The organism is Bradyrhizobium sp. SZCCHNRI20481, assembly GCF_032485055.1.
Taxonomy (GTDB): Bacteria; Pseudomonadota; Alphaproteobacteria; order Rhizobiales; family Xanthobacteraceae; genus Bradyrhizobium.
Window position 1 is genome coordinate 443,984 of record NZ_JAUEUE010000002.1, and the last position, 26,375, is coordinate 470,358.

General features: G+C 65.0%; 24 protein-coding genes. 17 read left to right on the forward strand and 7 right to left on the reverse strand.

Features of this window, described 5'->3' with window-relative positions:
- Positions 1–258: 258 nt before the first annotated feature.
- Entirely contained in the window at positions 259–987 is a 729-nt protein-coding gene (locus QX132_RS04500; protein WP_316160241.1) for a Spy/CpxP family protein refolding chaperone, read from the reverse strand.
- Positions 988–1,396: 409 nt separating this feature from the next.
- On the opposite strand from QX132_RS04500, the gene QX132_RS04505 reads away from it, so the two are divergent.
- The 12 genes from QX132_RS04505 to QX132_RS04560 all read left to right on the forward strand — a co-directional run bounded on the left by QX132_RS04505 (position 1,397) and on the right by QX132_RS04560 (position 14,639).
- Complete coding sequence (locus tag QX132_RS04505) at positions 1,397–2,737, forward strand: ABC transporter substrate-binding protein (protein WP_315779901.1); 1,341 nt, start codon at positions 1,397–1,399, stop codon at positions 2,735–2,737.
- A gap of 123 nt (positions 2,738–2,860) precedes the next feature.
- Positions 2,861–3,796 carry a sugar ABC transporter permease gene (locus tag QX132_RS04510; protein WP_315737945.1) on the forward strand — a complete coding sequence of 312 codons (936 nt, stop codon included), beginning with the start codon at positions 2,861–2,863 and terminating at the stop codon, positions 3,794–3,796.
- Complete coding sequence (locus tag QX132_RS04515; RefSeq protein ID WP_315797415.1) at positions 3,796–4,707, forward strand: carbohydrate ABC transporter permease; 912 nt, start codon at positions 3,796–3,798, stop codon at positions 4,705–4,707. The genes QX132_RS04510 and QX132_RS04515 overlap by 1 nt, the downstream gene beginning before the upstream one ends.
- Before the next feature lie 19 nt (positions 4,708–4,726).
- Positions 4,727–5,827 carry a sn-glycerol-3-phosphate ABC transporter ATP-binding protein UgpC gene (locus QX132_RS04520; RefSeq protein WP_315737943.1) on the forward strand — a complete coding sequence of 367 codons (1,101 nt, stop codon included), beginning with the start codon at positions 4,727–4,729 and terminating at the stop codon, positions 5,825–5,827.
- A 28-nt stretch (positions 5,828–5,855) separates the two neighbouring features.
- Complete coding sequence (locus tag QX132_RS04525; RefSeq protein WP_315774759.1) at positions 5,856–6,854, forward strand: hydroxyacid dehydrogenase; 999 nt, start codon at positions 5,856–5,858, stop codon at positions 6,852–6,854.
- A gap of 252 nt (positions 6,855–7,106) precedes the next feature.
- Positions 7,107–7,517, forward strand: a complete 411-nt coding sequence (locus QX132_RS04530) for a hypothetical protein (protein ID WP_315797413.1) — start codon at positions 7,107–7,109, stop codon at positions 7,515–7,517.
- A 180-nt stretch (positions 7,518–7,697) separates the two neighbouring features.
- Positions 7,698–8,489: a transporter substrate-binding domain-containing protein gene (locus QX132_RS04535; RefSeq protein WP_316160210.1), complete on the forward strand. Its 792-nt coding sequence runs from the start codon at positions 7,698–7,700 to the stop codon at positions 8,487–8,489.
- A 275-nt stretch (positions 8,490–8,764) separates the two neighbouring features.
- Positions 8,765–9,133 (forward strand): hypothetical protein, encoded by a 369-nt coding sequence (locus QX132_RS04540; protein WP_316160242.1) that lies wholly within the window; start codon positions 8,765–8,767, stop codon positions 9,131–9,133.
- Between the two features lie 91 nt (positions 9,134–9,224).
- The gene (locus QX132_RS04545; RefSeq protein ID WP_316160211.1) at positions 9,225–9,617 is read left to right on the forward strand and encodes a FixH family protein; all 393 of its coding nucleotides are present in this window, start codon (positions 9,225–9,227) and stop codon (positions 9,615–9,617) included.
- Between the two features lie 76 nt (positions 9,618–9,693).
- Positions 9,694–11,118, forward strand: coding sequence for an efflux RND transporter periplasmic adaptor subunit (locus QX132_RS04550; protein ID WP_316160213.1), 1,425 nt, complete (start codon positions 9,694–9,696; stop codon positions 11,116–11,118).
- Positions 11,115–14,288, forward strand: a complete 3,174-nt coding sequence (locus tag QX132_RS04555) for an efflux RND transporter permease subunit (protein WP_315779887.1) — start codon at positions 11,115–11,117, stop codon at positions 14,286–14,288. Before QX132_RS04550 ends, QX132_RS04555 begins: the two co-directional genes overlap by 4 nt.
- Before the next feature lie 198 nt (positions 14,289–14,486).
- Entirely contained in the window at positions 14,487–14,639 is a 153-nt protein-coding gene (locus QX132_RS04560; RefSeq protein ID WP_315811132.1) for a GNAT family N-acetyltransferase, read from the forward strand.
- A gap of 1,007 nt (positions 14,640–15,646) precedes the next feature.
- On the opposite strand, the gene QX132_RS04565 is transcribed toward QX132_RS04560, so the two are convergent.
- Entirely contained in the window at positions 15,647–16,666 is a 1,020-nt protein-coding gene (locus QX132_RS04565; RefSeq protein WP_315757464.1) for a 1-aminocyclopropane-1-carboxylate deaminase, read from the reverse strand.
- Positions 16,667–16,800: 134 nt separating this feature from the next.
- On the opposite strand from QX132_RS04565, the gene QX132_RS04570 reads away from it, so the two are divergent.
- Both QX132_RS04570 and QX132_RS04575 read left to right on the forward strand, forming a co-directional pair.
- Positions 16,801–17,289: an Lrp/AsnC family transcriptional regulator gene (locus QX132_RS04570; protein ID WP_315797407.1), complete on the forward strand. Its 489-nt coding sequence runs from the start codon at positions 16,801–16,803 to the stop codon at positions 17,287–17,289.
- Positions 17,290–17,380: 91 nt separating this feature from the next.
- A complete protein-coding gene (locus QX132_RS04575; RefSeq protein ID WP_315797406.1) occupies positions 17,381–18,268 on the forward strand; it encodes a DUF2147 domain-containing protein in 888 nt (295 codons plus the stop codon).
- Positions 18,269–18,357: 89 nt separating this feature from the next.
- Here the strand turns inward: QX132_RS04575 and QX132_RS04580 are convergent, their stop codons facing one another.
- A complete protein-coding gene (locus tag QX132_RS04580; protein ID WP_315757461.1) occupies positions 18,358–18,765 on the reverse strand; it encodes a cupin domain-containing protein in 408 nt (135 codons plus the stop codon).
- A gap of 48 nt (positions 18,766–18,813) precedes the next feature.
- Entirely contained in the window at positions 18,814–19,512 is a 699-nt protein-coding gene (locus QX132_RS04585) for a ribonuclease activity regulator RraA (protein WP_315737930.1), read from the reverse strand.
- A 248-nt stretch (positions 19,513–19,760) separates the two neighbouring features.
- Between QX132_RS04585 and pxpB the strand changes: the two genes are divergently transcribed.
- The 3 genes from pxpB to QX132_RS04600 are packed head-to-tail and all read left to right on the forward strand — an operon-like array spanning position 19,761 to position 22,341.
- Complete coding sequence (pxpB, locus tag QX132_RS04590; protein ID WP_315797405.1) at positions 19,761–20,492, forward strand: 5-oxoprolinase subunit PxpB; 732 nt, start codon at positions 19,761–19,763, stop codon at positions 20,490–20,492.
- Positions 20,489–21,523, forward strand: coding sequence for a biotin-dependent carboxyltransferase family protein (locus tag QX132_RS04595; RefSeq protein ID WP_315797404.1), 1,035 nt, complete (start codon positions 20,489–20,491; stop codon positions 21,521–21,523). The genes pxpB and QX132_RS04595 overlap by 4 nt, the downstream gene beginning before the upstream one ends.
- 50 nt (positions 21,524–21,573) lie before the next feature.
- Positions 21,574–22,341: a 5-oxoprolinase subunit PxpA gene (locus QX132_RS04600; RefSeq protein ID WP_316160215.1), complete on the forward strand. Its 768-nt coding sequence runs from the start codon at positions 21,574–21,576 to the stop codon at positions 22,339–22,341.
- 6 nt (positions 22,342–22,347) lie between these two features.
- On the opposite strand, the gene QX132_RS04605 is transcribed toward QX132_RS04600, so the two are convergent.
- From QX132_RS04605 to QX132_RS04615, 3 genes are all read right to left on the reverse strand, one after another.
- Positions 22,348–22,497, reverse strand: coding sequence for a hypothetical protein (locus tag QX132_RS04605; RefSeq protein ID WP_315711980.1), 150 nt, complete (start codon positions 22,495–22,497; stop codon positions 22,348–22,350).
- Positions 22,498–22,657: 160 nt separating this feature from the next.
- Positions 22,658–24,259 (reverse strand): sulfite reductase subunit alpha, encoded by a 1,602-nt coding sequence (locus QX132_RS04610; protein ID WP_316160216.1) that lies wholly within the window; start codon positions 24,257–24,259, stop codon positions 22,658–22,660.
- The gene (locus QX132_RS04615; protein ID WP_316160218.1) at positions 24,256–26,046 is read right to left on the reverse strand and encodes a NirA family protein; all 1,791 of its coding nucleotides are present in this window, start codon (positions 26,044–26,046) and stop codon (positions 24,256–24,258) included. Before QX132_RS04615 ends, QX132_RS04610 begins: the two co-directional genes overlap by 4 nt.
- Between the last annotated feature and the right edge of the window lie 329 nt (positions 26,047–26,375).

Here is a 26,375-nt window from a genome sequence, read left to right on the forward strand (position 1 = left end):
CAAACCTGCATCGCAATTCGGTTGCAGAGGCAGCGATGGTGGCCGGCACGTTGCGCGAGCCGCGCCCGCTCGTGCCCGATAAATGTGCATGCCGCGGAGCCTGCTTTCTCCCGACCATGCCGTCAACGCGACCAACTGCCATTCTTAGGGTATTAATGTACCGTGACGCGGCGCGACCGCGATGGGTTATGCGTCACGGCATGCCGCAGGCGCCGCTGCTGCCAACGGCGCAGCCCCGACGACGCCAGCTCCGTTGAGCTAGTCCAGTCCGCGCTCGCGACTCAGGCGCACCATCTCGTCGATGAAGATCTGCTTCTGCTTGTCGTCGAGGCTGGTGAACAGCGGTTCGGACGTGTCGGCCACCGCGCGCTGGTCGGCGGCACGATCGACCAGGAACTGAGCCTCGTTGCGCATCTGCTCGACGATGTCATCCGGCGGATCGCGCTTCGACCGCGCGATGCGCAGCTCGAGTCGATCCGCGCCGTTGCGGCCGAGCGCGTGCATCGCGTCGGCGAACGGACCCCAGTTCTTCGCCTGCTCTTCCGTCAGGCTCAGCCCGGTCTTCAGGCGCTCGATATTGCTGTCGCTGTTGGCGACGATCTGTTCGGCCGTGAGTTGCGGGACGCCCGGCTGCGTCAACATCGGCGTCGCCTTGGCGACCTTGCTCGTCTTCGTCGCCTTGGAAGGCTTCGTCTTCCTGCCCTCGGCCGGCGGTGCCTCGGGCTGCGTACTCTGCTGGCCGCTGTTGCCGGTGAACGCCCCGGTCACGCCGGTGACCACGCCGACGACACCGCCGATCGCGCCGCCGAGCACACCGCCGACCGGCCCCGCCGCCTTGTTGCCTTCGCGCGCGCCCTGCTCGACGCCCTTGAACAGGCCCTGCGCGCCAAGCTGACGCGGCAGGCCCGCGAGGCCGATGAGGCCTATTGACACTCCTATTGCGATGCACCGGAGAGACCGGCGCCAAATGCCGGCGGGGCTCGTCATCATCAGTTCAGGCTCCGTGCAACACGTCCGACCGTCGCGCGCAGTCGCTGGTCGTGACGGCCATGATTCCAACGAATTCTATCGTTGCCGCAACGCGCAAGTCCATCGGCCGCATGCAGTGCGATGCATCGAACGCGTTCGGCTAGACTGATTCCTGCTCTGCTTCCTGCTCTGCCGGGGACGCGCCTTGCACTGCAGCGCTCAGCGCTGCGATGCAATCAGTTACGGACCTGCGACGAATTGTGCCCGCCATTAGTTCAAGGATTCGCCTCACCTGCTTTCTCGACAGCCGCTCGCAATTCTGCTCTGATTGCACCCAAGCGAAATCCATGCGCGCATGACGCGACGCAACAACTAACAAATCGGATTCGCATTGACAGAATGCTTGGCTCACCAGGGAGGGAACGCCATGTCACGGAGGAAGCTGAACCGTCGACAATTCGTTGCTGCGACCGCTGCCACCTCGGCGGTCATGATTGCCGCGCCCTATGTGCGCGGTGCCTACGCCGCCGGCAAGCTCTCGATAGGCTTCTGGGACCATTGGGTTCCGGGCGCCAACCAGGCCTCGACCGATCTCGTCAACGAGTGGGCCGCCAAGGAGAAGGTCGAGGTCCAGATCGACTACATCACCAGCCAGGGCAAGAAGATCGAGCTGACGATCGCCGCCGAGGGCGCCGCGAAGTCCGGCCACGATCTGATCGCTATGCCGACCTGGTGGCCGCATGCGCATGCCGAACTGCTGGAGCCGGTCAACGACATCATGGGGCCGATCATCCAGGAGAATGGCGAGGTCAACGGCACCGTCAAATATCTCGGACAGTCCGGCGGCAAATGGCTCGCCGTGCCGGCCTGCGTCGGCAGTCAGATCAAGGGCCCCTGCACCCGCATCGATCTCATGAAGAAGCATGCGGGCATCGACGTGCAGGAGCTGTATCCGGCCGGCTCTCCACCGAAGGCCGACAGCTGGACCACAGAGACCTTCCTGAAAGCGGCGGAGGCCTGCCAGAAGGCTGGCGTGCCGTTCGGCATCGGGCTCGGCGAAACCACCGATAGCGTGGACTCCGCCGGCGCGTTCTTCCAGGCGTATGGCGCCGAGCTGGTGAATGCCAAGGGCGATGTCACGGTGAAGACGGATGCCGTGCGCCAGGCGCTCGAGTTCTACAAGCGGCTGATCGCGGCACTGCCGCCGGATGTCGCCTCATGGGACGACGCATCGAACAACAAATGGCTGGTCTCGGGCAAGGGCGCGATGATCATGAATCCGCCGAGCGCCTGGGCGGTGGCCAAGCGCGACGCGCCGCAGATTGCCGAGCAGTGCTGGACCCACGGCTTCCCGGTCGGCCCCAAGGGCCGCTTCGCGCCGTTCCTGCCCTACTTCTGGAGCATCTGGTCGTTCTCCAAGAACAAGGAGGCGGCCAAGAGCCTGATCGTGCACTTGTCGAAGCCGTCATCGATCGAGAAGATGGTGGTGGCGAGCGGCGGCTACGATCTGCCGGCCTATCAGAAGCTGACGACGCTCAAGGTGTGGCAGGAGGAGGGCCCGCCGAAGGGGACGCTCTATCACTATCCCAACCCCTATAATCACCAGACGCTGTCGATCGCAGCCTCCCCTGCTCCGCCCAAGATCGCGCAGCAGATCTATGCGCAGGCAACGATGACCAAGATGTGCCTGCGCTACGCCCAGGGCGAGAAGATGGAATCGACCCTCGCCTGGGCCGAAGGCGAGTGCGAAGGCTTCATGCGCAGCTGAGGCATGTTGAAGCAACGCCGGCGGTCCGCTTCAGCAGGCGGGCCGCCTCCTTTCACCTTGTCAGTGTTCCCCATCCAGTGAGGACCCCGCCGTCGCGGGGGACATCACGAGGAGCCTTTTTTCATGGTTGATGCCGCCATCGGTGAAAACGCCGTCGCCCGCCCTCGCGCGGCCCGTCGCAATGGTCTGCACAGGGCGTTGAAGCGGAAATCGACCGCCGCTTTCCTGATGACGCTGCCGCTGATCCTGCTGATCGTGCTCCTCGTCGTTTATCCCGCCCTGTATTCGGTGCATCTGGCGACGCTGAACAAGTCGATGCAGCGCTTCGTCGGTTTCGGCAATTTCGAGTTCCTGTTCAAGCGCGACACGTTCTGGCTGGTCGTCAAGCAGTCCTGCATCTTCGCGATCACCGCCGTCGTGTTCAAGGCGCTGATCGGCTTCATCGTCGCGCATTTCGTGCACAACATCCCCGCCAAGGGGCAGCGCAAATGGCGCGGCATGCTGCTGGTACCCTGGGTGATCCCGCCGGCGATGAGCACGCTGGCGTGGCTGTGGCTGTTCGACCCGTCCTACAGCGCCTTCAACTACACGCTCGCCTTCTTCGGCATCGGCCCGATCCCCTGGACCGGCGACGCCGCCTGGGCGCGGTTCTCGGTGATCCTGGTCAACATCTGGTACGGCGCGCCGTTCTTCATGATCATGTACCTGGCATCGCTGAAATCTGTCCCGGAGCAGCTCTACGAAGCCGCAGCGATCGACGGCGCCAATTGGTGGCAGCGCATCTGGTACGTGACGCTGCCGATGATGCGCAACATCATCGCCATCACGACGCTGTTCTCGCTGATCGTGACGTTCGCCAATTTCGACATCGTCCGCATCCTCACCGCCGGCGGCCCGCTCGACAAGACGCACATCTTCGCGACCTGGGCGTTCCGCGTCGGCATCGAGGGCAGCGACATTCCGCTCGGCGCCAGCGTCTCGCTGTTCATGGTGCCGATCCTGGCGGTGGCCGCCATCTTCATCCTGCGCGACGTCAACAAGCGGGGGAACGAATCCTGATGAGCACCGTCACGATCGACAAGGCCGGCCCGACCCGCAATGTTAAATACGGCTCGATGAGCCGCGACCGCGCCTGGGCGTTGCGCTGGTCGTATTTCTTCCTGACGCTGTTCGCGATCTTCTCGCTGGTGCCGCCGCTCTACATGCTGATCACCTCGCTGAAGGGCAGCGCGGAGATCTCCGCGGCGACCAATCCGTGGTGGGTGTTCCACCCGACGCTGGAGAACTATCTCGAGCTGCTGACCTCGAACCAGTTCATGCGCTTCTTCTTCAACTCGGCCATGGTCTCGATCGTCGTCGTGGTCATCACCATGCTGATCAGCATCCCCGCGGCGTTCGCGCTGTCGCGGATGAAATTCTGGGGCTCGGCCACGCTCGCGACCGGCGTGTTCCTGACTTACCTGATTCCGGACAGCCTGCTGTTCATCCCGCTGTTCAAGATGTTCGCACTGATCGGCGACGTCACGGGCATCCAATTGATCAACCGCTGGTACGTGCTGCTGTTCATCTATCCGACGCTGACGGTGCCGTTCTGCACCTGGATCATGATCGGCTATTTCGCGTCGATCCCGAAGGAGCTCGACGAAGCCGCCATCATCGACGGCGCCTCCTGGCTACAGACGCTGACGCGGATCTTCATTCCCGTCGCCCTGCCCGGCCTGATCGCCGCGACGATCTTTGCCTTCACCGTCTCCTGGGCGCAGTTCCTGTATCCGCTGGTGTTCACGACCTCGACCGACCAACTGGTGCTGCCGGTCGGCATCGTCACGAGCCTGATCAAGGGCGACGTCTTCAACTGGGGACAGATCATGACCGGCGCGCTGCTTGGCGCGGCGCCGCCGCTGATCATCTACGCGTTCCTGATGGACTATTACATTGCCGGACTCACGGCCGGCGCGACCAAGGGCTGATGACGGGGGTTGACCACACATGGCTGAAGTGAGCTTGCGCAAGGTCGTGAAGCGTTATGACGACGTCGAGGCGGTCAGGGGCATCGATCTCGATATCGCCGACCACGAGTTCGTCGTGCTGGTCGGCCCGTCCGGCTGCGGCAAGTCGACGACATTGCGGATGATCGCAGGGCTCGAGGACATCTCCGACGGAGACATCACCATCGGCGGCGACGTCGTCAACGACGTCCCCCCGAAGGACCGCGACATCGCGATGGTGTTCCAGAACTACGCGCTCTACCCGCACATGACGGTGGCCGAGAACATGTCGTTCGGGCTGCGTCTGAAGCACTATCCGAAGGCCGAGATCAAGAGCCGCGTGGCGGAGGCCGCGCGCATGCTGGATATCGCCGACCTCGTCGACCGCAAGCCCAAGCAGCTCTCCGGCGGCCAGCGCCAGCGCGTGGCGATGGGCCGCGCGATCGTGCGCAATCCCAAGGTCTTCCTGTTCGACGAGCCGCTGTCAAACCTCGACGCCAAGCTGCGCGTGCAGATGCGCATCGAGATCAAGAAGGTGCACCAGAAGGTCCGCACCACGACGGTCTACGTCACCCACGACCAGGTCGAGGCGATGACCCTGGCCGACCGTGTCGTGGTCATGAACAAGGGCCGCATCGAGCAGATCGGCACGCCGAACGAGCTGTACCACAATCCAGCGACACGCTTCGTCGCCGGCTTCATCGGCTCGCCCGCGATGAACTTCGTGCCGTGCCGGCTCGAGGAGGCCAATGGCCGGCTCCACATCCGCCTCACCGACCGCATCGCCTTTCCGCTGCCGCCGGCGCGCGCCGCGCGCTATCAATCCGTGTCACGAAATGAGCCGCTGCTGCTCGGCATCAGGCCGGAGCACATCACCGAGACCAAGCCGCATGCAGAGCCTGGGATTGAGCCGTTCGAGGCGCTGCTCGACGTCACCGAGCCGATGGGCATGGAGACGCTGGTCTACTTCACCCTCAACGAGACGCCGGTCTGCGGGCGGGTGAACCCCAACGCCGGCGCGCGGGATGGCAGCCCTCTGCGCATGGCAATGGACCTCAACAACATGCACCTGCTAAACGAGGCGACCGGGCTCGTGATCTGACGAGCACAAGAAGCTTCAAGGGCAGGATATGACCACCAGGACGGCAACCAACAAGAACAAGATCCTCGTCACGGAATCCTTCTCGGCCAAGGGACGCGCGCTACTCGCGGCGCGCGACGACGTCGAGATGATCGAGTTCCCCAACATGATCTCGGCGGCGGACTTTTCTGCGCTACTCACCTCCCATGCCCCGGTGCATGGCGTCGCCCTCGGTGCGACCCGGTTCGGCGAGCCGGAGCTCGTCGCTGCCGGCGACATGAAGGTCGTGACCCGGATCGGCGTCGGCTTCGACGCGGTCGACGTGCCGGCGCTGAGCCGCCACAAGGTGCCCTTGATGGTCGCGGGCACCGCGAATTCGCCGTCGGTCGCCGAGCAAGCGCTGTTCATGATGCTGACGCTGGCCAAGCGCGCCAACGAGATGCATGCGATGGTCAGGGACGGCACCTGGGGCGCGCGGCTCGGCGTGCTGCCGTTCGATCTCTACGGCAAGACCGTGCTGATCATTGGCTTCGGCCGCATCGGCACCCGCACCGCCAAGCGCTGCCTGGCGATGGAGATGCAGGTGCTGGTCTACGACCCCTACAAGCCGGCCGCCGACATCACCGCCGCCGGCTGCGAGCCGGTGACCGACCTCGACGCCGCGCTGCCGCGCGCCGATTTCGTCAGCATCCACTGCCCGAAGACGCCGGAGACCATCGGCCTGTTCAATGCCGCGCGTCTGCGGCTGATGAAGCCTTCCGCCTATCTGATCAACACCGCGCGCGGTGGCCTGATCGACGAGGCCGCGCTGTACGACGCGCTGGTGTCCGGCCGCCTCGCCGGCGCCGGCCTCGACGTGTTCGAGCAGGAGCCGCCGCCGGTCGGCCACGCGCTGCATGCGCTGCCCAACGTGATCATGGCGCCGCACGTCGCCGGCGTCACCCGCGAGGCCGTCGACCGCATGAGCGAGCAGACCGCGCGCAACATCCTGAGTGTGCTCGACGGCGATCCGATCCGGCAGAACGTGATCAATCAGGACGTGCTCTGAGTCGCGAGCTGGTACCGTCCTCGGACTGACCCATGCTCAATTCTCACGAATAATCATGGCCGGGCTCCGTCCCGGCCATCCATTTTTGGAGAACGGGCCGGCTGAGTCGAGCGTCCTCCTGCACTCCTCGAGATCCTCATCCACCGCTTTGTCGCCCAATTTTGAACGCATTGTTGCATCTCGCCCAGATTTCGCTACAACTATAACTATTGGCGTCGGCGTTTGCGCGCGTCAGTAGGAACAGAGGCGATCATGAGTGTTGCGACGGAGCACGCGCTCGCAACGATAGCGAGCATCCTCGACAAGCCGGAGTCTGCGAAGCGTGACGACCGGGCGGCCGCGCCTGCTCCCAACTCTCCCGCCAAGAAGGCCGCAGGCACAGTGGTGTCGTTCGATCAGGCCGACGGCTACACCAAGATCGGGCCCGGCCCGATCTCTGCAATCCGCTTCCGCTGGACCGCGCGGCGCGGCGAAGACGGTTACTACGTCGACGAGACCGTCGGGCCGACCTCGATCGCCGTCAGCAGCGGCCCGATGACGGCCGAAGCCGCCATCGACATGGTCGACACCCGCGCGCACGAGGCGGCAGAGCGCTTCGAGGCGCTGAAGAACGAGATGACCGGCAAGGGTGCGTTTGCTCCGGTGGAACCCAGCCGAACCTAGCGCTCGGTCGCCTCGCATCGTTGAATGATGCGCGGCATTGCCTGGTGGACCTGCAGGCTCGACCGCCGGCGGCGGCCGTAAGCCGCTCCGAACGGTACGACAGCCGCCCCCTGCCCCTCGTCCCGCGACACCGCTTCGTATAAGAAGAACCTCGTCCCACTCAAGCCGAGGTGTCGCATCATGGGGTTCTTCGATCGTCCGCTGTCCGTTCTGACTGGGCTCGTCCTCGTCTGCAGCCTTGCCGTCCCGGCGGCCGCCGAGCAGGCCTCGCGCCTCGACGAGATCATGCAGCGCGGTAGCTTGCGGGTCGGCATGACCGGCGACTACAAGCCGTTCACCTATCTCGACAAGGCGACCGGCAAATTCTCCGGCTTCGACGTCGACATGGCCGAGTCGCTCGGCAAGGCGCTCGGCGTCAAGGTCGAGTTCGTGCCGACCAGCTGGCCGCAACTGATGAAGGATTTCGAGGCCGACAAGTTCGACGTCGCCATGGGCGGCGTGTCGATCACGCTCGACCGCCAGAAGAAGGGCTACTTCTCGACCGCGATCATGCGCGAGGGCAAGACGCCGATCGCTCGCTGCTCGGACACGTCGAAATACCAGACGCTGGCCGACATCGACAGACCCGGCACCCGCGTCGTCGTCAACCCCGGCGGCACCAACGAGCGTTTCGCCCGCGCCAACGTCAAGGCCGCCGACATCCGCGTCCACAACGACAACGTCACGATCTTCGAGGAGATCGCCAAGGGCGACGCCGACCTGATGATGACGGACGCGTCGGAGACGCGCTATCAGCAGAAGCTGCATCCCGGCGTGCTCTGCGCCGTCCACCCGGAGAAGCCGTTCGACTTCTCCGAGAAGGCCTACTGGCTGCAGCGCGACATGGCGCTGAAGGCATTCGTGGACCAGTGGCTCCACATCTCGACCGAGAACGGCAGCTATCAGGCCGTCTACAAGAATTGGTTTGATTGACGTCGGCATTTGCCCCGCGCGACTCCTGCCGGAACCATCGCTTCAAACCCGGCGCGCGCCGGAGTGGCAGGAATTCACGAGACCTTCGGTCGTCATGCCCGGCTCGCCCGGGCATTCACCCCGGCTTGCGGAATCTACCCCATGGGGGTATATCGTGGTCGATGACGTCGACCCTGGCAGCCATCGCGTCCGCGATGGCGCAGTTTGACCCGTCTCAAGGACTGCCTCCAGAAGCGCAGTAGGGTATGCTGCGGCCAAGGCAAACTCGGATCCTGATGCGGCTTGTTCGGACCATCCTGGCGTTCGCGATCGCCCTCTCGCTGGCGATGCTGCCGATTGGCGCATCGACGGTGGCGGTCGCAATGTCGTCGAACGACATGCAGGCAAGCATGGCCATGGGCGATGGCGCCGACATGTCGATGGACGAGTGCTGTCCTGACGACATGAAGGGGACGAGTTCCCCGTCACACGGCGACAAATGCGGGATGGGTTTCTGCTGCGCCGGCGGAACGGTTGCCCTCGGCGATATCAGGACCATCGTCGTCGCTCCACTCGCCATCGCGGCGACCACGCTGGCACTTCCCGCCGACCAGGTGGCCTCCCTCGGTAGCGGCAGTCCTCCTTTCCGACCTCCTCGAGTCTGATCTCGTTACCGACGCGCGCGTGCCTGCGCGCCGACCGCAGACGTGCGCGCCATCGGCGCCACGGCCGAGATCCATTCATGAGGACAGAACCATGCTTTCCAGATTCAACATCGCGGCGTTCGCCGCCACCCTTTCGCTTGCCACATCAGCTGCCTTGGCAGGCGTGACTGACTACACGTTCGAGCCGGTCACTCCGGAGATGAAGAAGGGCGACGATGTCACGGTCGCCATTCGTCTCACCAACAAGCAGACCGGCAAGCCGGTCGCCGACGCGGTCATCTTCAAGACGCGCGTCGACATGGCTCCCGACGGGATGGCCGACATGGTGTCGGACGTGGCGCCGCTGCCGTCGAAGGAACCGGGCGTCTACGCCTTCAAGACCGACCTGCCGATGGCCGGGCGCTACCAGGTCACGCTCTCCGCCAAGGTGCAGGGCGAGCCTGAGACGGTCACCGGCAAGGTCATCGTCAAGGCGACGAAGTGAGCTCGCGGGGCGCTCCCGACGAGCGCCCCAGTCTCCCAACGGATAGCGCGCGCCCAGCGCGCCTCACGGTGATGCCATGAACACGTTGCGTCTGCTCGCGACCATTGCGGTCGGTGCTGGCCTCGGCTTGGGTGGGCTCGTATCCATCCAGACCACGCCTCCGTCGTTTCGCGCCCCTCTTGCCGCCGCCGCGGCGGATCGGATGCCGCTGTACTATCGCGACCCAAGCGGTGCCCCCGCTTGGTCGGCGACCCCCAGGAAGGACGATCGCGGGCGCGACTATCTGCCCGTCTATGACGACGATCAAGCGGGGCCGGAGCCGGCCAAGCCGAAGCAGCAGGCGGACTCCTCACGCAAGATTCTCTACTACCGCAATCCGATGGGCCTGCCGGACACGTCTCCCACTCCGAAGAAGGACCCGATGGGAATGGATTACGTTCCCGTCTACGACGGCGACGAGGCCGACGACGGCGTGGTGAAGCTGTCGCCCGGCAAGATCCAGCGCAGCGGCGTGAAGTCAACGCCAGTCGAGCGGCGCACGCTCCACGTCGCGGTGAAGGCGCCGGGCACCGTCCAGCTCGACGAGCGGCGCATCTCCGTGATCGCGATGCGCGCCGAAAGCTTCGTGCAGAAGGTCGCCGACGTGACGACCGGCACGCGCGTCAGAGCGGGCCAGCCGCTGATGGAGATCTATAGCTCGGCGATCGCGGCGGCCGCCGCCGAATATCTCTCCACCATCAATTCCAACATCGTCGGCGGCAATGCCGCCTATGGCCGCGGCTCGCGCCAGCGGCTGACCAATCTGGACGTGCCGGAGCCGGTCATCGCGGCTATGGAGAAGTCGCACGTCGCCCCCGTGACGGTGCAATGGTCGGCGCCGCGCGACGGCATCGTGCTCGAGCGCAATGCGATCGAAGGCATGCGGGCCAATCCGGGCGACGTACTGTTCCGCATCGCCGACATCTCGCTGGTCTGGGCCCTGGTCGACGTCGCCGAACGCGACCTCGGCAGCATCGCGGTGGGTCAGCCCGTGATGATCCGCGCGCGCAGCTTCCCGGGGCGAACTTTCGCTGGCGCGATCGCGGTGATCTATCCCCAGGTGAACAAGGACACGCGGACGGCGCGGGTGCGGATCGAGCTCGCGAATCCGGACCTCGCGCTGCTGCCTGACATGTATGTCGATGCCGAGATCGAGACCGCAGCCCCGGCGCCGGTGCTGGCTGTGCCGGCGGATGCCGTGCTCGACACCGGCAGTCGCCAGGCGGTCCTGATCGACAAGGGCGACGGCCGCTACGAGCCGCGCGCCGTCAAGCTCGGCCGCCACGGCGCCGGCTATGTCGAGGTGCGGGACGGTCTGTCGGAGGGCGAGGCGGTCGTCACGTCAGCCAACTTCCTGATCGATGCCGAGAGCAACCTCAAGGCCGCGTTGAAGAGCTTTGCCGAAGCAGCTGAGCAGCAGCCCGCCAACGCCGATCACGCCGGGATGGGAGCGCACAAATGATCGCCCGCATCATCGCCTGGTCCGCGCGCAATCTCCTGCTGGTCCTGTTCGGCACCGGCTTCGCCGCAGCCGCCGGCTTCTACGCGCTCATTCATCTGCCGCTCGACGCGATCCCCGATCTGTCGGATACACAGGTCATCGTCTACACCGAATATCCCGGTCAGGCACCGCAGGTGATCGAGGATCAGGTCACCTATCCGCTGACCACGGCCATGCTCACGGTGCCGAAGTCGAAGGTCGTGCGCGGCTTCTCGTTCTTCGGTGTGTCGTTCGTCTACGTCATCTTCGAGGACGGCACCGACATCTATTGGGCACGCTCGCGCGTGATGGAATTCCTGAACAGCGCAGCGTCGCGGCTACCGGCGGGAATTGCACCCACGATCGGCCCCGACGCCACCGGCGTCGGCTGGGTCTATCAATACGCCGTCATGTCGAAGGAGCTGAACCTCGCCGACGCCCGCACGATCCAGGACTGGACCCTCAAATTCGCATTGGCCAAGGCCGAAGGTGTCGCCGAGGTCGCGAGCATCGGCGGCTTCGTCAAGCAGTACAACGTCGTTCTCGATCCGCAGCGGATGCGCGATCGCGGCGTCAGCATGCAGAAGATTCGCGACGCGATCCGTGCCAGCAATGCCGATGTCGGCGGCCGCACCGTCGAGCTCTCGGAGTTCGAATACGTCATCCGCGGCAAGGGCTACATCAAGAATATAAACGACCTCGGCAACATCGTGCTGAAGACGTCCGGCGGCACGCCGGTGCTGCTGCGCGACGTCGCAACCGTCGAGCTCGGTCCGGACGAGCGGCGCGGCATTGCCGAGCTCAACGGCGAGGGCGAAGTCGCCAGCGGTATCGTGCTGCAGCGCTTCGGCGTCAACGCGCTCGATGTCATCGAGAACGTCAAGAAGCGCTTGCATGAGATCGCGAGCAGTCTGCCAAAATCGGTCGAGATCGTTCCGGTCTACGACCGCTCGAACCTGATCTATGCCGCCATAGCCACGCTCAAGCACACCCTGCTCGAGGAGAGCATCGTCGTCGCCCTCGTTTGCGTCGTCTTCCTGCTGCACGTCCGCAGCGCCCTGGTCGCGATCCTGATGCTCCCGGTCGGCGTGCTCATGGCGTTCGGCGCGATGAAACTGCTCGGGCTCGGCTCGAACATCATGAGCCTGGGCGGCATCGCGATTGCGATCGGCGCCATGGTCGATGCCGCGATCGTCATGATCGAGAACGCCCACAAGCACCTCGAGCGGGCCAAGCCCGACCAATCGCGTGTTCAAATCCTGATCGACGCGGCCGCGGAGGTCGGCCCTGCCCTGTTCTTCAGCCTCCTGATCATCACCGTGTCGTTCATGCCGATCTTCACGCTGGAGTCGCAGGAAGGCCGGCTGTTCAGCCCGCTCGCCTTCACCAAGACGTTCTCGATGGCGGCGGCCGCGCTGCTGTCGGTCACGCTGGTGCCGGCGCTGATGGTGATCTTCGTGCGCGGCAGAATCATTCCCGAGCGCCGCAACGTCATCAACCGCTTGCTGATCTGGATCTACCGGCCCGTCATCAAGGGCGTGCTGCGGGCCAAGACGATCGTGATCCTCGCCGCGGTCGCGGTGCTCGCGATCTCCATCTGGCCGGCGCGCCAGCTCGGCACCGAGTTCATGCCCAGCTTGAACGAGGGCACGCTGCTCTATATGCCCACGACCCTGCCCGGCATCTCCGTGACCAAGGCCGCGGAGCTGATGCAGATGCAGGACCGCATCATCAAATCGTTCCCGGAGGTCGCTTCGGTCTACGGCAAGGCCGGGCGGGCGGCGACCGCAACCGATCCCGCGCCGATCGAGATGTTCGAGACGGTCGTCAACCTCACGCCGAGGGATCAATGGCGCCCTGGCGTCACGATCGACAGCCTGATCGCCGAGATGGACAAGGCGCTGCAATTCCCCGGCGTTTCCAACGCCTGGACGATGCCGATCAAGGCCCGCATCGACATGCTCTCGACCGGCATCCGCACGCCGATCGGCGTGAAGGTGATGGGCACTGATTTGACCGAGATCGATCGTCTGGCAAAGCAGATCGAACGGGTCATCAAGACCGTCCCCGGAACGTCCTCGGCCTATGCCGAGCGCGGCATCGGCGGCTACTACCTCGAGATCACACCCGACCGCGAGGCGCTCGCCCGTTACGGCCTGCTGGTCCAGGACGTCCAGGATACGATCGCGGCTGCGCTCGGCGGCCAGACGGTCACCACCACGGTGGAGGGCCGCCAGCGCTTCACGGTCAACATGAGGTATCCGCGCGATCTCCGCGACAATCCGAAGGCCATCGCCGACGATGTCCTGGTGCCGATGCCGGCCGGCGGCGCCGTGCCGCTCGGCGAGGTCGCCAGGATCGAGCCGGTCCGGGGACCCACCTCGATCCGGACCGAGAACGGACAGCTTGCAACTTACATCTATGTCGACATCCGCGATCGCGACATCGGCAGCTACGTCGCCGACGCGCAGCACGCCGTCACCGAGAACATCCAGTTTCCAGCCGGCACCTACGTGGTCTGGAGCGGCCAGTACGAATATCTCCAGCGGGCCGCTGCCCGCCTCAAGATCGTCGTCCCCGTGACGCTCTCCATCATCTTCCTGCTGCTCTATCTGAACTTCAGGGCCATGACGGAGACCCTGATCGTGATGCTGTCGCTGCCGTTCGCGCTGGTGGGCGGCATCTGGATGATGTGGTGGCTCGGCTTCAATCTATCGGTCGCCGTCGCGGTCGGCTTCATTGCACTCGCCGGCGTGGCCGCTGAGACCGGCGTCGTGATGCTGATCTATCTCGACCACGCGCTCGCCGAGATGAAAGCCAGGCGGGCCGCTGAGGGCGCGCCCTTGACCCGGCGCGATCTCCAGGACGCGATCATGGAGGGCGCCGTCGAGCGCGTCCGGCCGAAGATGATGACCGTGGTCGCCATCATGGCGGGTCTGCTTCCGATCATGTGGAGCAATGGTACGGGCTCCGAGATCATGCAGCGCATCGCCGTCCCCATGATCGGCGGCATGATCTCATCGACTCTGCTCACTCTGATCGTGATCCCCGCCATCTTCGGTCTGGTGAAAGGACGTGGCCTGTCATCCGGCAGCACAGCGGCGCGCGGCGCCTCTGGCGATGGATCGGAACCGGTGGCAGAGGCGGCTTGAGCCGAAGCTTCGAGACGGAGGTTAGGTCATCGCCCTGCCGCCAGGCTCGCTTGGACACGTCGACGGGACTTGCGGATCGCGCGCTCGCGGTGGCACGCGAGAACAGCCGTCTTCCAATATGCTGCCTTGGGGGAGCTGCGCGACCTGCGTTGCGCCGACAGCGCCATTGCCTCCCCTCGTCTGGCGCAGGACACGTGCTTGCCGAGTGATTACGCCCATTGCGGCACCCTCGGCATAGGTCTGCTGCCAGCTCATCGCGGCCGCGGAATTGGTCGTGCTCTCATTCGACGGACGATGGACGCCGCGCTTGCCTTCGGCCTCACGCGCATCGAGCTGACCGTGCGCGAGTAGAACATGAATGCGATCGCCTTAAGGACGTCGGCTTCCGAGCCGAAGGGCTGCAACGCAACGCCGTCCGCATCGACGGCCGCTATGAGAACGTGATCTCGACGGCGTTCGTGGTAGCGTGAGTGTAGCATAGTACGATGATTTCGCTGCTGTGGATGTCTCCGGAGAGCATAATCGCGGGGCTTATACAAGACGGCGGTCAGGGTCTCCATTGGGATACTGCGGATTCCGAGATGAGGCCGCAGCCGGAACCTGACATGGAATGTCCAGCAGGACGCAAAACGCAAAGTCCTGCAGTCATTTCAACGCGAAGACCCCTGTCCAGTCCTTGCGCTAAAAATATTCACCTTTCGTTTTTCCGGAAACTATGATTGACTGCCGCCATCCCACCTCAACGAGAGGGGCGTTGCGCGCGATCGTCACGACACGCGAGGTGGGGAGGCGATGGCCGCGTTTTGCCGCAGCGTGCTTGCACGCGGACGAACGGCACGGCGCGGACGTGAAATCGCAGCGTCCTGACACCCCGATGCTGGTGTCCAGCGCAATGCGCGCAAGCGCATTGTCGCCATGGTGGCCAACAAGCCCGGCGCACCAGGGAGACTGCGTATAAGCGTTAAGACCGTCGCGCAGGGAATGCCGGATGTTCGGCTGATCCTGTGGTAACTGCCGCCTGCTTTTCTTGTTGCAGGCGGGCCATGGGTGAGGCCCTCACCCGGCATTCCCTGCACCCTCTTCATTCAGAGGGGCGAACTGATGGATCCCTCGGACGCTGGCGCGTCGCGAGAAGGCGACGTCATGTGTGGATCGCTCGCGCGACACATTCGGTGTCGTCCCGGCCTTGAGCCGGGACCCATACTCACAGGCCGTAGTTTGAGGCACAGCCGGAGATGCAGAGGACGACAACAGCACCGCCGGCGGCTATGGGTCCCGGCTCGAAGGCCGGGACGACAGCGGAATGTGGTGTTGGACCTCGGACCACCGCTACGCGGCGGCGGAAGACGAAACCGCCCTCACCCGTTCCGGTACGTGTAGCTGTAGCCGTTGATCGCCGGAGCACCGCCGAGATGGGCGTAGAGCACCTTCGATCCTTCCGGGAAGTAGCCCTTCTTGACCAGGTCGATCATGCCCTGCATCGACTTGCCCTCATAGACCGGGTCGGTGATCATCGCCTCGGTGCGGGCGGCGAGGCGGATGGCCTCGTTGGTCTCGGCGCTCGGCACGCCATAGGCCGGATAGGCGTAGTCATTCAGGATCACGATCTCGTCGTCGCGGACCTTGCGGCCGAGCTCGACGAGCTCGGCGGTGTTGTCGACGATCTGGCGCACCTGGGTGCGGGTCTGCTCCGGCGTGCCGGAGGCGTCGATGCCGATGACGCGGTCGGCGCGGCCGTCGGCGGCGAAGCCGACGATCATGCCGGCCTGGGTCGAGCCGGTCACGACGCAGACGATGATGTAGTCGAACTTGATGCCCATCTCGGCTTCCTGCGCCCTCACCTCCTCGGCGAAGCCGACATAGCCAAGGCCGCCGAACTTGTGCACGGAGGCGCCGGCCGGAATGCCGTAGGGCTTGCCGCCGGCATCCTTCACCGACTGGATCGCATCCTCCCAGCTCTTGCGGATGCCGATGTCGAATCCATCCGGCACGATTCGGCTGTCGGCGCCCATCAGGCGCGTCATCAGGATGTTGCCGACGCGGTCATAGACGGCGTCCTCGTGCGGCACCCAGCTCTCCTGGACGACGACGCACTTCATGCCGATCTTGGCCGCGGTCGCCGCCACCATGCGGGTGTGGTTCGACTGCACGCCGCCGATCGAGACCAGCGTGTCGGCATTCGACTCGATCGCGTCCGGCACGATGTATTCGAGCTTGCGCAGCTTGTTGCCGCCCATCGCGAGGCCGGAATTGCAGTCGTCGCGCTTGGCGTAGATCTGCACCTTGCCGCCGAGCGCCGCCGTGAGGCGCGGCAGATGCTCGATGGGCGTGGCGCCGAAGGTGAGCGGATACTTCTTGAACTTGTCGAGCCGAAGCACGGGATCTCTCCGTGGGTGGATGAAAAGGGTCGCCTCACCATACGAAAATCCCTCAGAAAGGTGCTCTCTTTATCGCCCCATGTTTTCGTGCTTACCTCCGCATTATCGCGATTTGACGATAGATACATCCGCAAATGACACGAAAATCGAAAGAAGCTTCCACCCCTGACCTGGACCGTGTCGACCGGCGCATTCTGCAATGGCTGCAGAAGGACGGCCGGATGACCAATGCCGAGCTCGCCGCCGCCGTCCACGTCAGCCCCGCCACCTGCCATCGCCGCACGCAGCGGCTATTCGACGACGGCTACATCACCGGTGTGCGCGCCCAGATCGCGCCCGAGAAGGTCGAGCGCAGCGCGCTGGTCCTGGTCGGGGTCGTGCTCGACCGTTCAACGCCGGAGAGCTTTCGCACCTTCGAGGCCGCGATCCGAAAGCTGAAATTCGTGCTCGACTGTCATCTCGTGGCCGGCGATTTCGACTTCTTCCTGAAGATCCGCGTCCGCGACATGCACGACTTCAATCGGATGCATGGCGACCAACTGATCTCGCTGCCCGGCGTGCGCCAGACGCGCACGTTCTTCGTGATGAAGGAGGTCGTCGACAATGCGCCGCTCGATTTCTGAGCAGGTGGCGCATTGAACCGGGGACGCCGCATCAGCGACTTAATTGCGCGTGAGCTCGCTCACATCAGCAACCGACATCGCGGAGACACGGATGAAGAGGCTGTTGGCTGTTGTGGCTTTGGTTCTGGCCAGCAGTGCCGCCGAGGCGCAGTACGTCATCGAATACGGCGGCAAGACGATCCGCATCGATCCCGACCGCGGCACCGTGCAGATCCCCGGGGTCTACGACAATACCGAGCAGAAGAAGACCAAGCGCACCAAGCGCGATCCGGATCCGGCGGCCAGGCCGCAGCCCGGCGCGGACAAGCCGGCCCAGGCGCCAGCCGAGGCGGCCGTTACGCCGGCCCCGCAGCCGCAGGTTCCGGCCGCCGCGGCCCCAGCCCCTGTTCCTCCCGCACCAGCTCCGACGGCAGCCGTACCGGCGACCCCGCCGGTTGCGCCTGCTCCCGTCCAATCAGCCGCGCCACCAGCGCCGCTGCCGCCTACGGCGGCCCCTGTCGCCAACGCCGCGGCACCGGTTGCGCCGCCACCCGCTGCGACGGCCGTTGTGGCACCTGCTGCGGCTCCGGCTCCTGCCGCCGCGCCGCCGCCACCGCGCCCAGCCCAGACGCCTGCCGTGACCACCGCAGCCGCGCCGCCCGCTGCGGCGCAGACCGCCGGTCGCGATCCCAACTCGCCGGTCGGCATCTGGTTGACCGAGGAGAAGGAGGGCCAGATCCGCATCGAGCCCTGCGGCACCAATCTCTGCGGCTACGCCGTGGATACGAAGACCAACCAGAACGGCGAGCAGATCCTGATCAACATGCGTCCGAGCGACAAGACGCAGGAAAAGAAGTGGACCGGCCGCATCTTCGATCCGAACAGCGGCAGCACCTACGACTCGACCATTGCGCTGAAGGGAATGGACAGTCTGCGCGTGCAGGGCTGCGCCTTCGGCGGCATGTTCTGCGGTGGCCAGACCTGGACGCGGGTGAACTGAGCGCCGCGCCTGCGGTCCACGCTCTTTCAAATGAAAAGCGCGCGGCCTTGCGACCGCGCGCTCGAACTGATCTCGGGTGCTGCTCAGCCTCAGCCGACCGGGGTGGCATATTCCTCGTCGGTGACGTGCTCCATCCACGTCACGTGCTCGCCATTGAGCGATTCATGCATCGCGACGTGGACCATGCCGGTGGTCGGCGCGGCGCCATGCCAATGCTTCTCGCCCGGCGGAATCCAGACGACGTCGCCGGCCTTGATCTCGCGCACCGGCCCGCCCTTGGCCTGCACGCGGCCGACGCCCTGGATGACATAGAGCGTCTGCCCGAGGGGATGGGTGTGCCAGGCCGTGCGAGCACCCGGCTCGAACGCGACACGCGCCGAGGCGACGCGAGCCGGAGCCTGTGGCGTGATGATCGGATCCTGCCAGACCGTGCCCGTAAAGCTTTCCGCCGCCGCGCGGCGGGTGGGGCGAGAGCCCGCGAGATAGACTTCGACCATTGTTCTACCTTTCCTGAATCTGTGCCGTCGATTGATCGGGGCCGTGAACTACTTCTTCGACGCGGAGTAACGCGCCTTGGTCTCTGCGTTCATCGGATAGAGACCCGGCAGCACCGCGCCCTTGTTCACCTCGTCGACGATCCAGGCCTCCATGCGTTCCTGCTCGGGGCCCTCGGCGAGCACGTGATCGAGCATCGCCTGCGGGATCAGCACCGCACCGTCCTGGTCGGCCACGACGACGTCGTTCGGGAACACGGCCACACCGCCGCAGCCGATCGCCTCGCCCCAACCGACGAAGGTCAGGCCGGCGACCGAGGGCGGAGCAGCGTAGCCGTCGCACCATACCGGAAGCCCGGTGCCGAGCACGCCTTCGAGGTCACGCACCACGCCGTCGGTGATCAGCGCGGTGACGCCGCGCTTGACCATGCGGGCACAGAGGATGTCGCCGAAGATGCCGGCGTCCTTGACGCCCATCGCATCGACCACGGCGATGCAGCCTTCGGGCATGGCCTCGATCGCGGTGCGGGTGGAGATCGGCGACGACCAGGATTCCGGCGTCGCCAGATCCTCGCGCGCCGGCACGAAGCGGAGCGTGAAGGCGGGACCGACCAGCCGCTTCTGTCCCGGGCGCAGCGGCTTGGCGCCGCGCAGCCAGACATTGCGCAACCCCTTCTTCAGCAAGACCGTCGTGATGGTCGCGGTTGTGACTTGAGACAGGGTGGCGATGGCTTCGGGGGTGAGGGACATCTTGAGACTGGCGCTCCAAACAGGCTGGCGGAAAAAGCAGGCGCATCTTGCGAGCGACGAAGGCGGCGTCAAGGGCATGCTCGGTGCGTCCAGCGCATGCGGGGCTTGCGCCCATCCGATAAAGTCTTCTTATCGCCGAGCATCCGATTAATTTATTGAATTTTCGAGACTTTTTGCCTTTGACCCAATTCCACTTGCGATCGAAACGAGCTAGATCAGGGACCATCAACGCGGATCACTTCGGACTCATGGCCGATCCCTTTCCACCTCCCCGCCTGCTGCCCAGCGGCGACAGCGCCGTCACCGTCGAGTTCAGCCGGACCATCGACGAGATCGCCAACCGCCGCGTCCTGGCGCTCGACCATGCAGTGGCAGCGGCCGGGATCGAGGGCATCACGGAGGCGGTGCCGACCTATCGTTCGCTGCTCGTGCATTATGATGCTGACGTCATCGACCACGACACGCTCGGGGCAAGGCTGTTGGCGCTGTCGGCCGGGTCGCTCGCGCCGGACAGCGAGGTCAGGCGCTGGCGGGTTCCTGTCTGCTATGGCGGAGAGAATGGCATCGACCTCGAGGATGTCGCGAAGGCGTTGAGTCTCACGCCGGACGAAGTCGTCGCGCGCCATATCGCCAGAACTTATCGCGTCGCAATGATCGGCTTTACCCCCGGCTGGTCCTATTTGTCCGGTCTCGATCCCACGCTGCAGATGTCGCGCCGCCAGAATCCGCGGCTCTCGACGCCGGCAGGCATCATCGCCATCGGCGGCATCCAGACCGGCATCCAATGCCTTGCGGGCCCCTGCGGCTGGCACCTGCTCGGCCGCACCGCGATGCGGACGTTTCAACTGCATCGCGACCCGACCTTCCTGCTCGAGCCCGGCGACGAGGTCAGCTTCTACGCAGTTGACGTGAAGACCTTCACCGAGCAGGAGCGCGCCGCCGAGGGCGGCGAGCTCATCGCCGAGCGGATCGCCGCATGAGCACGCTCGTCGTCTCACAGATCGGCCCGGCAAGCTCGGTCCAGGACGGCGGGCGTTTCGGCGCGCAGCGCTACGGGCTGACACCGTCCGGTGCAATGGACAAGCTGGCGCTGGCGGCAGCCAACAGCCTCGTCGGCAATGAGCCGATGGCGGCTGCGATCGAGATCGGCCCGTTCGGCGCGACCTTCACGGCGAAGGGCGGCGCGGTGCGCGTGGCGCTCGCGGGCGCGCAACGACCGGCGGATGTTGCCAAGCGGCAGGTCGAGATCAACACGTCGGTGACGCTGAACGACGGAGAGGAGCTCACGCTCGGCTTTGCTCGCGGCGGCTCCTTCACCTATCTCGCCGTCGAAGGCGGCATCGCCGGCGAACCGATGTTCAACAGTCTCTCGGTGAATGCACGCGCTGGACTTGGCAGTCCCTACCCGCGGCCGCTCCAGGCCGGCGACGTGTTCGGGGTCGCACCCGCTGGCGACGCGCCGGAACTGCGGATCGATCTGCCGAAAATTAGCGGCGCGATTCGAGTCGTCATGGGGCCGCAGGACGACGAGTTCAGCGACGAGATGAAAGCGCTGTTCCTCGGCAGCGACTGGATGGTCTCGGCGACCAGCGACCGCATGGGCTATCGGCTCGAGGGGCCGCAGATCCGCCACCTGCACGGTCACAACATCGTCTCGGACGGCACCGTGGACGGCAGCATCCAGGTGCCCGGCAATGGTTCGCCGATCGTGCTGATGTCGGACCGCGGCACCAGCGGCGGCTATCCGAAGATCGCGACCGTCATCACAGCCGATTTCGGCCGCCTGGCGCAGACGCCCGCCGGCACGCCGTTCCGCTTCAAGGCGGTGAGCATGGTCGAGGCACAGACCGAGCTGCGCCGCTATAAGGGCCTGTTGCGCAGCCTGCCCGGCCGCGTCACCGCGATCGCGAGCAGCGACTTCAACGTCGATGCGCTGCTCACGGCCAATGTGGCCGGTCATGCCGTCAGCGCAACCGACGCCACCACCTGGCCCGGAGTGACTCTCGATTAACCTGATCGCATCTCACGCTGCTTCGAACCCATCAACGAGCGGACCCTGACATGACCAGCACCGTCGATCTGAACTGCGACCTCGGAGAAGGCTTCGGCCCGTGGGAAATGGGCAATGACGTCGCGATGATCGAGCTGGCGACGTCTGTGAACGTCGCCTGCGGCTTTCATGCCGGTGACGCCGACATCATGCGGCGGACGGTCGAGATGGCGAAGGCCAAAGGCGTCAGCGTCGGCGCGCATCCCGGCTATCGCGATTTGCACGGTTTCGGCCGGCGTCCGGTGCCGGGGCTGAAATCCTCGGAGATCGAGAACCTCGTCGCCTATCAGATCGGCGCCCTGCAGGCGATCGCCACCGCGGCCGGTCACAAGGTCACGCACGTGAAGGCACACGGCGCGCTGTCCAATGTCGCCTGCGAGGACGACATGACGGCGAATGCGATCGCCAGAGCGATCAAGGCCGTCGATCCCAGCCTGATCTTCGTCGTGCTCGCCAACTCCAAGCTGGTGACCGCTGGCGAGAAGGCCAATCTGAGGATGGCTCACGAGGTGTTCGCCGACCGCGCCTATGGCGACGATGGACTGTTGGTGTCGCGCAGCAAGCCCGGCGCCGTGCTGCACGATCCCAAGGTCATCGCCGATCGCGTCGTGCGCATGGTTCTGGACGGCGCGGTGATTTCGGTGACTGGCAAGGTGATGAAGATGCGGACCGACACCGTTTGCATCCACGGCGATACAGCCGGCGCCGTCGAGATCGCACGCGAGGTCCGCAAGGCACTCGACGCGGCCGCCATCACGGTCGCGCCGTTCAAGAGGTGATGAGAATCAGAACGGATGCGTGAAAGACGTGCCTAGGGTGATCGCGGCAATCAGCGCCATCGCGCTGTAGAAGGCAACCAGCGCGACGGTTGCGCCGCGCTCGCGAATGGCGCGGGCCTGGGGCATCTGTCGCAGGGGCGTCGATATCGTCCGCATGGCCGGTCTCCTGAAGTTCCGGCCATGAGAAAAGCGTTCCCGCGGCCGGGTGCAAGGCAACCGGCGAAATAACGACAAGCCCCCTGTTTCGGGTCCGCTTGGAACCAAAAAATTCTCGATCGGTGTTCCGACCGAGAAATATTCTCCATCTGGTTCCGGCTCAGTAGACGTCGAGTTGGAACCGGCCCTTCTTCTTGAGGTCCGCAACGAAGCTGACAGCCTCATCCGTGGAGCGGGCACCAAACTGGGCGACGATGTCGACCAGGGCGCGCTCGACATCCTTGGCCATGCGCTTGGCGTCGCCGCAGATGTAGAGGTGGGCGCCGTCGGCGAGCCAGGTCCACACCTCACGGCCGACCTCGCGCATGCGGTCCTGGACGTAGAACTTCTTGTCGCCGTCGCGCGACCACGCCAGCGACAGCCGCGTCAAGAGGCCCGCGGTCTTCATGGCGTTGAGCTCGTCGGCGTAGAAGAAGTCGCAGTCGCTGCGCTGATGGCCGAAGAACAGCCAGTTCTTGCCCGGCGCGCCGGTCGCCCTGCGATCGAGCAGGAAGGCGCGGAACGGCGCAACGCCGGTGCCGGGGCCGACCATGATGATCGGCGTCTTGGGATCGGCCGGCAGCGCGAAGCCATGCGCCTTCTGCACATAGACGCGCAGCTTGTCGCCGGGATTGATCCTCTCGGCCAGGAACGTCGAGGCGAGGCCCAGCCGCTTGCGCTTCCCGATGACGTAGCGGACGCAGTCGACCGTCAGCGACAACTTGCCGGGCGTGGCATTGTGCGACGACGAGATCGAGTAGAGCCGCGGCTGCAGCGGCTCCAGCGCCTCGACGAAGGCCTCGGGATGCGGCCGGACGCCGGAGAACTTCTGCAGCACTGCCATCACATCGAGCGTCGCCGCGTCGCCATCGGGATCCTCGCCCTGCGCCAGCTGCCGCGCCTTCTCGCGGGTCGCGCCGCCGGTGATGAAGGAGATCAGCTCGAACAGCGAATCCGGTGCCGGCGACAGCGAGACATCCTCCAAGAGGCACTGCCGCAGCGGCTTTCCCTTCACCTCGGTCATGTGCGAGGCGCCGAGCAGCGCGATGATCTGGTCGACCAGGCCGAGATCGTTCTTGGCGAAGATGCCGAAGGAATCGCCGACGACGTAGTCGAGCCCGCTCTCTCCGAGATCGAACTCAATGTGCCAGGTCTCTTTCTCCGAGCCCGGCTTGTTGAGCAGGCGCCGCGACAGGAACGTCGCCTCGACCGGATTGTCGCGCGAGCGGCCGGGCTCGCTGACGACGACGGAGACGGTGGCTGGCGCAGCAGCAGCGGGCTTGGCGGCCGCCGGAGCCGTGTCGATCTCCTCGTAGAGAGCCTTCAGCATCCGCGCGGTTTCTTTGCCACCGGGGACGCACAGATTCAGCCGCGCCTCGCTGCGACCGGCGATCGCATCCGAATAGTCGTTGCAATTGTAGCCACATTGGCCGCAGTCCTGCTGCGCCATGGCCGCCATCATGCGCCGGCGCAGCGGGCGACCCTCGGCCAGCTTCATGCGTTCGGCGATCGGCATGGTCTGATCGTGCCATGGCGCCTCGCCGTCATCACCGTCGCCTGCGGGCGCGAGCACAGCGCCGTTCTGCGTCGGCGACAATGCTGTCGAGCCGTCTAGACCGAGCGCTCCGGCCAGGAAGCCGTTGAGCCACGAGCGCTGCGCCTCGGAAAATGGCGCCGTCGGAGGAATGATATCGATGTTGGGCATGGGCGTGATCTGGTTCATGCTGACACCTGCGACGAGGTCTGGGCTTCGGCGAGATTGCGCAGCGCTTCGCCGTCGTGACGGCGTGCGAACGACAGGAAGGTCTCTTCGGGCGAGGCGCGATGGGCGAGATAGGCCTTGAGCAGCTTCTCGACGGTTACAGGCGCATCCGCCGCCTTGAGGTCGCGATAGACCTCGCGGCCGATATCGGCCTGAGGGCCGAAACCTCCCCCGGCGAACAGATGATAGCCTTCGACCGTGTCGTCGCCGTCACCAACCGGCACCTTTGCCGCGATCAAGCCGATGTCGCTGATGTAGTGCTGGGCGCAGGAGTGATGACAACCGGTGAGATGAATGTTCAGCGGCGTGTCGACGTCCACCCTGCTCTCGCACCAGTCGCCGATCTCGGCCGCATGTTTCTTGGTGTTGGATGCTGCGAACTTGCAGCCGGCGTTGCCTGTGCAGGCGATCAGTCCGGCGCGGATGTGCGAGGCCTTGACCGACAGTCCGATCTGCTCGACCGCGGCGCAGGCCAGCGCGACCTTGTCGTCGCGGACGCCCGATAACAGCAGGTTCTGCCACACCGTGAGCCGGATCTCGCCGTCGCCGAGATCCGCAGCGATCTTGGCGAGCGCGCGCATCTGATCCGTGGTCAGCTTGCCCAGCGGCAGCACGACGCCGATCCAGTTCAACCCTTGCTGCTTCTGCTGGTGCACGCCGACATGGGCCATGCGGTCGGAGTCGGGCCGCGGCTCGAGCGCCTCGTCCGGCACGCGCGCAAGCTTGCGGCCGAGCCTCGTCTCGACGGCTTCCATGAACTTGTCGTGGCCCATGCTGTCGAGCACATATTTGAGCCGCGCCTTGAGACGATTGGTGCGGTCGCCGGTCTCGATAAAGAGCCGCACGATGGCGTCAGCCACCTCGGTCGCCCGCTCCGGCTCGACGATGATGCCGGTCGGCTTGGCAAAATCCTTGTGTCCCGTAATGCCGCCGAGGCCGAGTCTGAACCACACGCCGGGCGCAACCCCAAATCCGTCCTTCACCTCGACCGCCGAGAACGCAATGTCGTTGGTGTCCTCGAGCGCCGCGATCTGCCCGGCACCATCGAAAGCGACGTTGAACTTGCGAGGCAGGCCGTACAGCGAACGGTCGTTGAGGATGTGGAAATGCCATTCGCGCGCATAGGGCCGCGTATCCAGCAATTCCTGCGGATCGATCCCCGCGGTTGGCGTTCCCGTTACGTTGCGGATGTTGTCGGCGCCGGAGCCGCGCGCGGTCAGACCGAGATCCGAGAGTCCCTCCAGCAGCATGACCGCGTGCCTGGGTGGGATTTCGCGCAGTTGCAGGTTTGCCCGCGTGGTGACGTGGCTGTAGGGACCGCAAAGCTCGTCGGCGAGATCGGCGAGGCCGGTCAACTGCCAATGCTTCAGGATGCCGTTGGGGATGCGCAGACGGCACATGTAGGAGTCCTGCGCCGGAGCGACGTGAAACAGGCCGTAGTAGCGCCAACGGAAATTGTCGGCCGTGGATGGCGCGGCATCGTTGCGCGCCTGCTCCTTCAGCCGTTCGTAGGCATCGAACGGATGTCCTTCCCGTTTGACCTTTTCCTGGTCGGCGAGCTTCCGTCCCGACGCGATCACCTTGTCCTGCGCCTTGATGTGGATGGCATCCGGACCGGTCGGCTCGCTTGCTGTCGGCGCGCCACCCTGGCCGCGTCCTGCGAGCGTGACCTTGAGGCCCGCGGCCAACCCTTCGAGGTAGCGCTTCTGCTCGTCGTTGAAGTCGACTGGCAACGATTCGATTTTCATGATGGCGAACGAAGCTCCAGCGGCCAGGGCGATTGGCGTTCGGGAATGGGATGAGGATCGCATCGTCCGACCGGCCGATATGGCCTGCTTCAGGTGAGCGATCCGACCAGCTTCGTTGCTGCGGAAATCCGACATGGATTGCAGTCAGCGGCGTCTGCGGCGGCCGACTGCACCGCAACATTCAAGTTGCGTGCCAGCGGGACAAATCAAGGAAAAGCGCGAAGAATCAGGTCGCTGCCCGAATCGATGAAGGCGCGTTGTCAGGCTCAAGCCCCGAAATACGGGCACGCCGCCCAAAAATTGGTCGGCGGCGCCCGGTGCCCAGACCC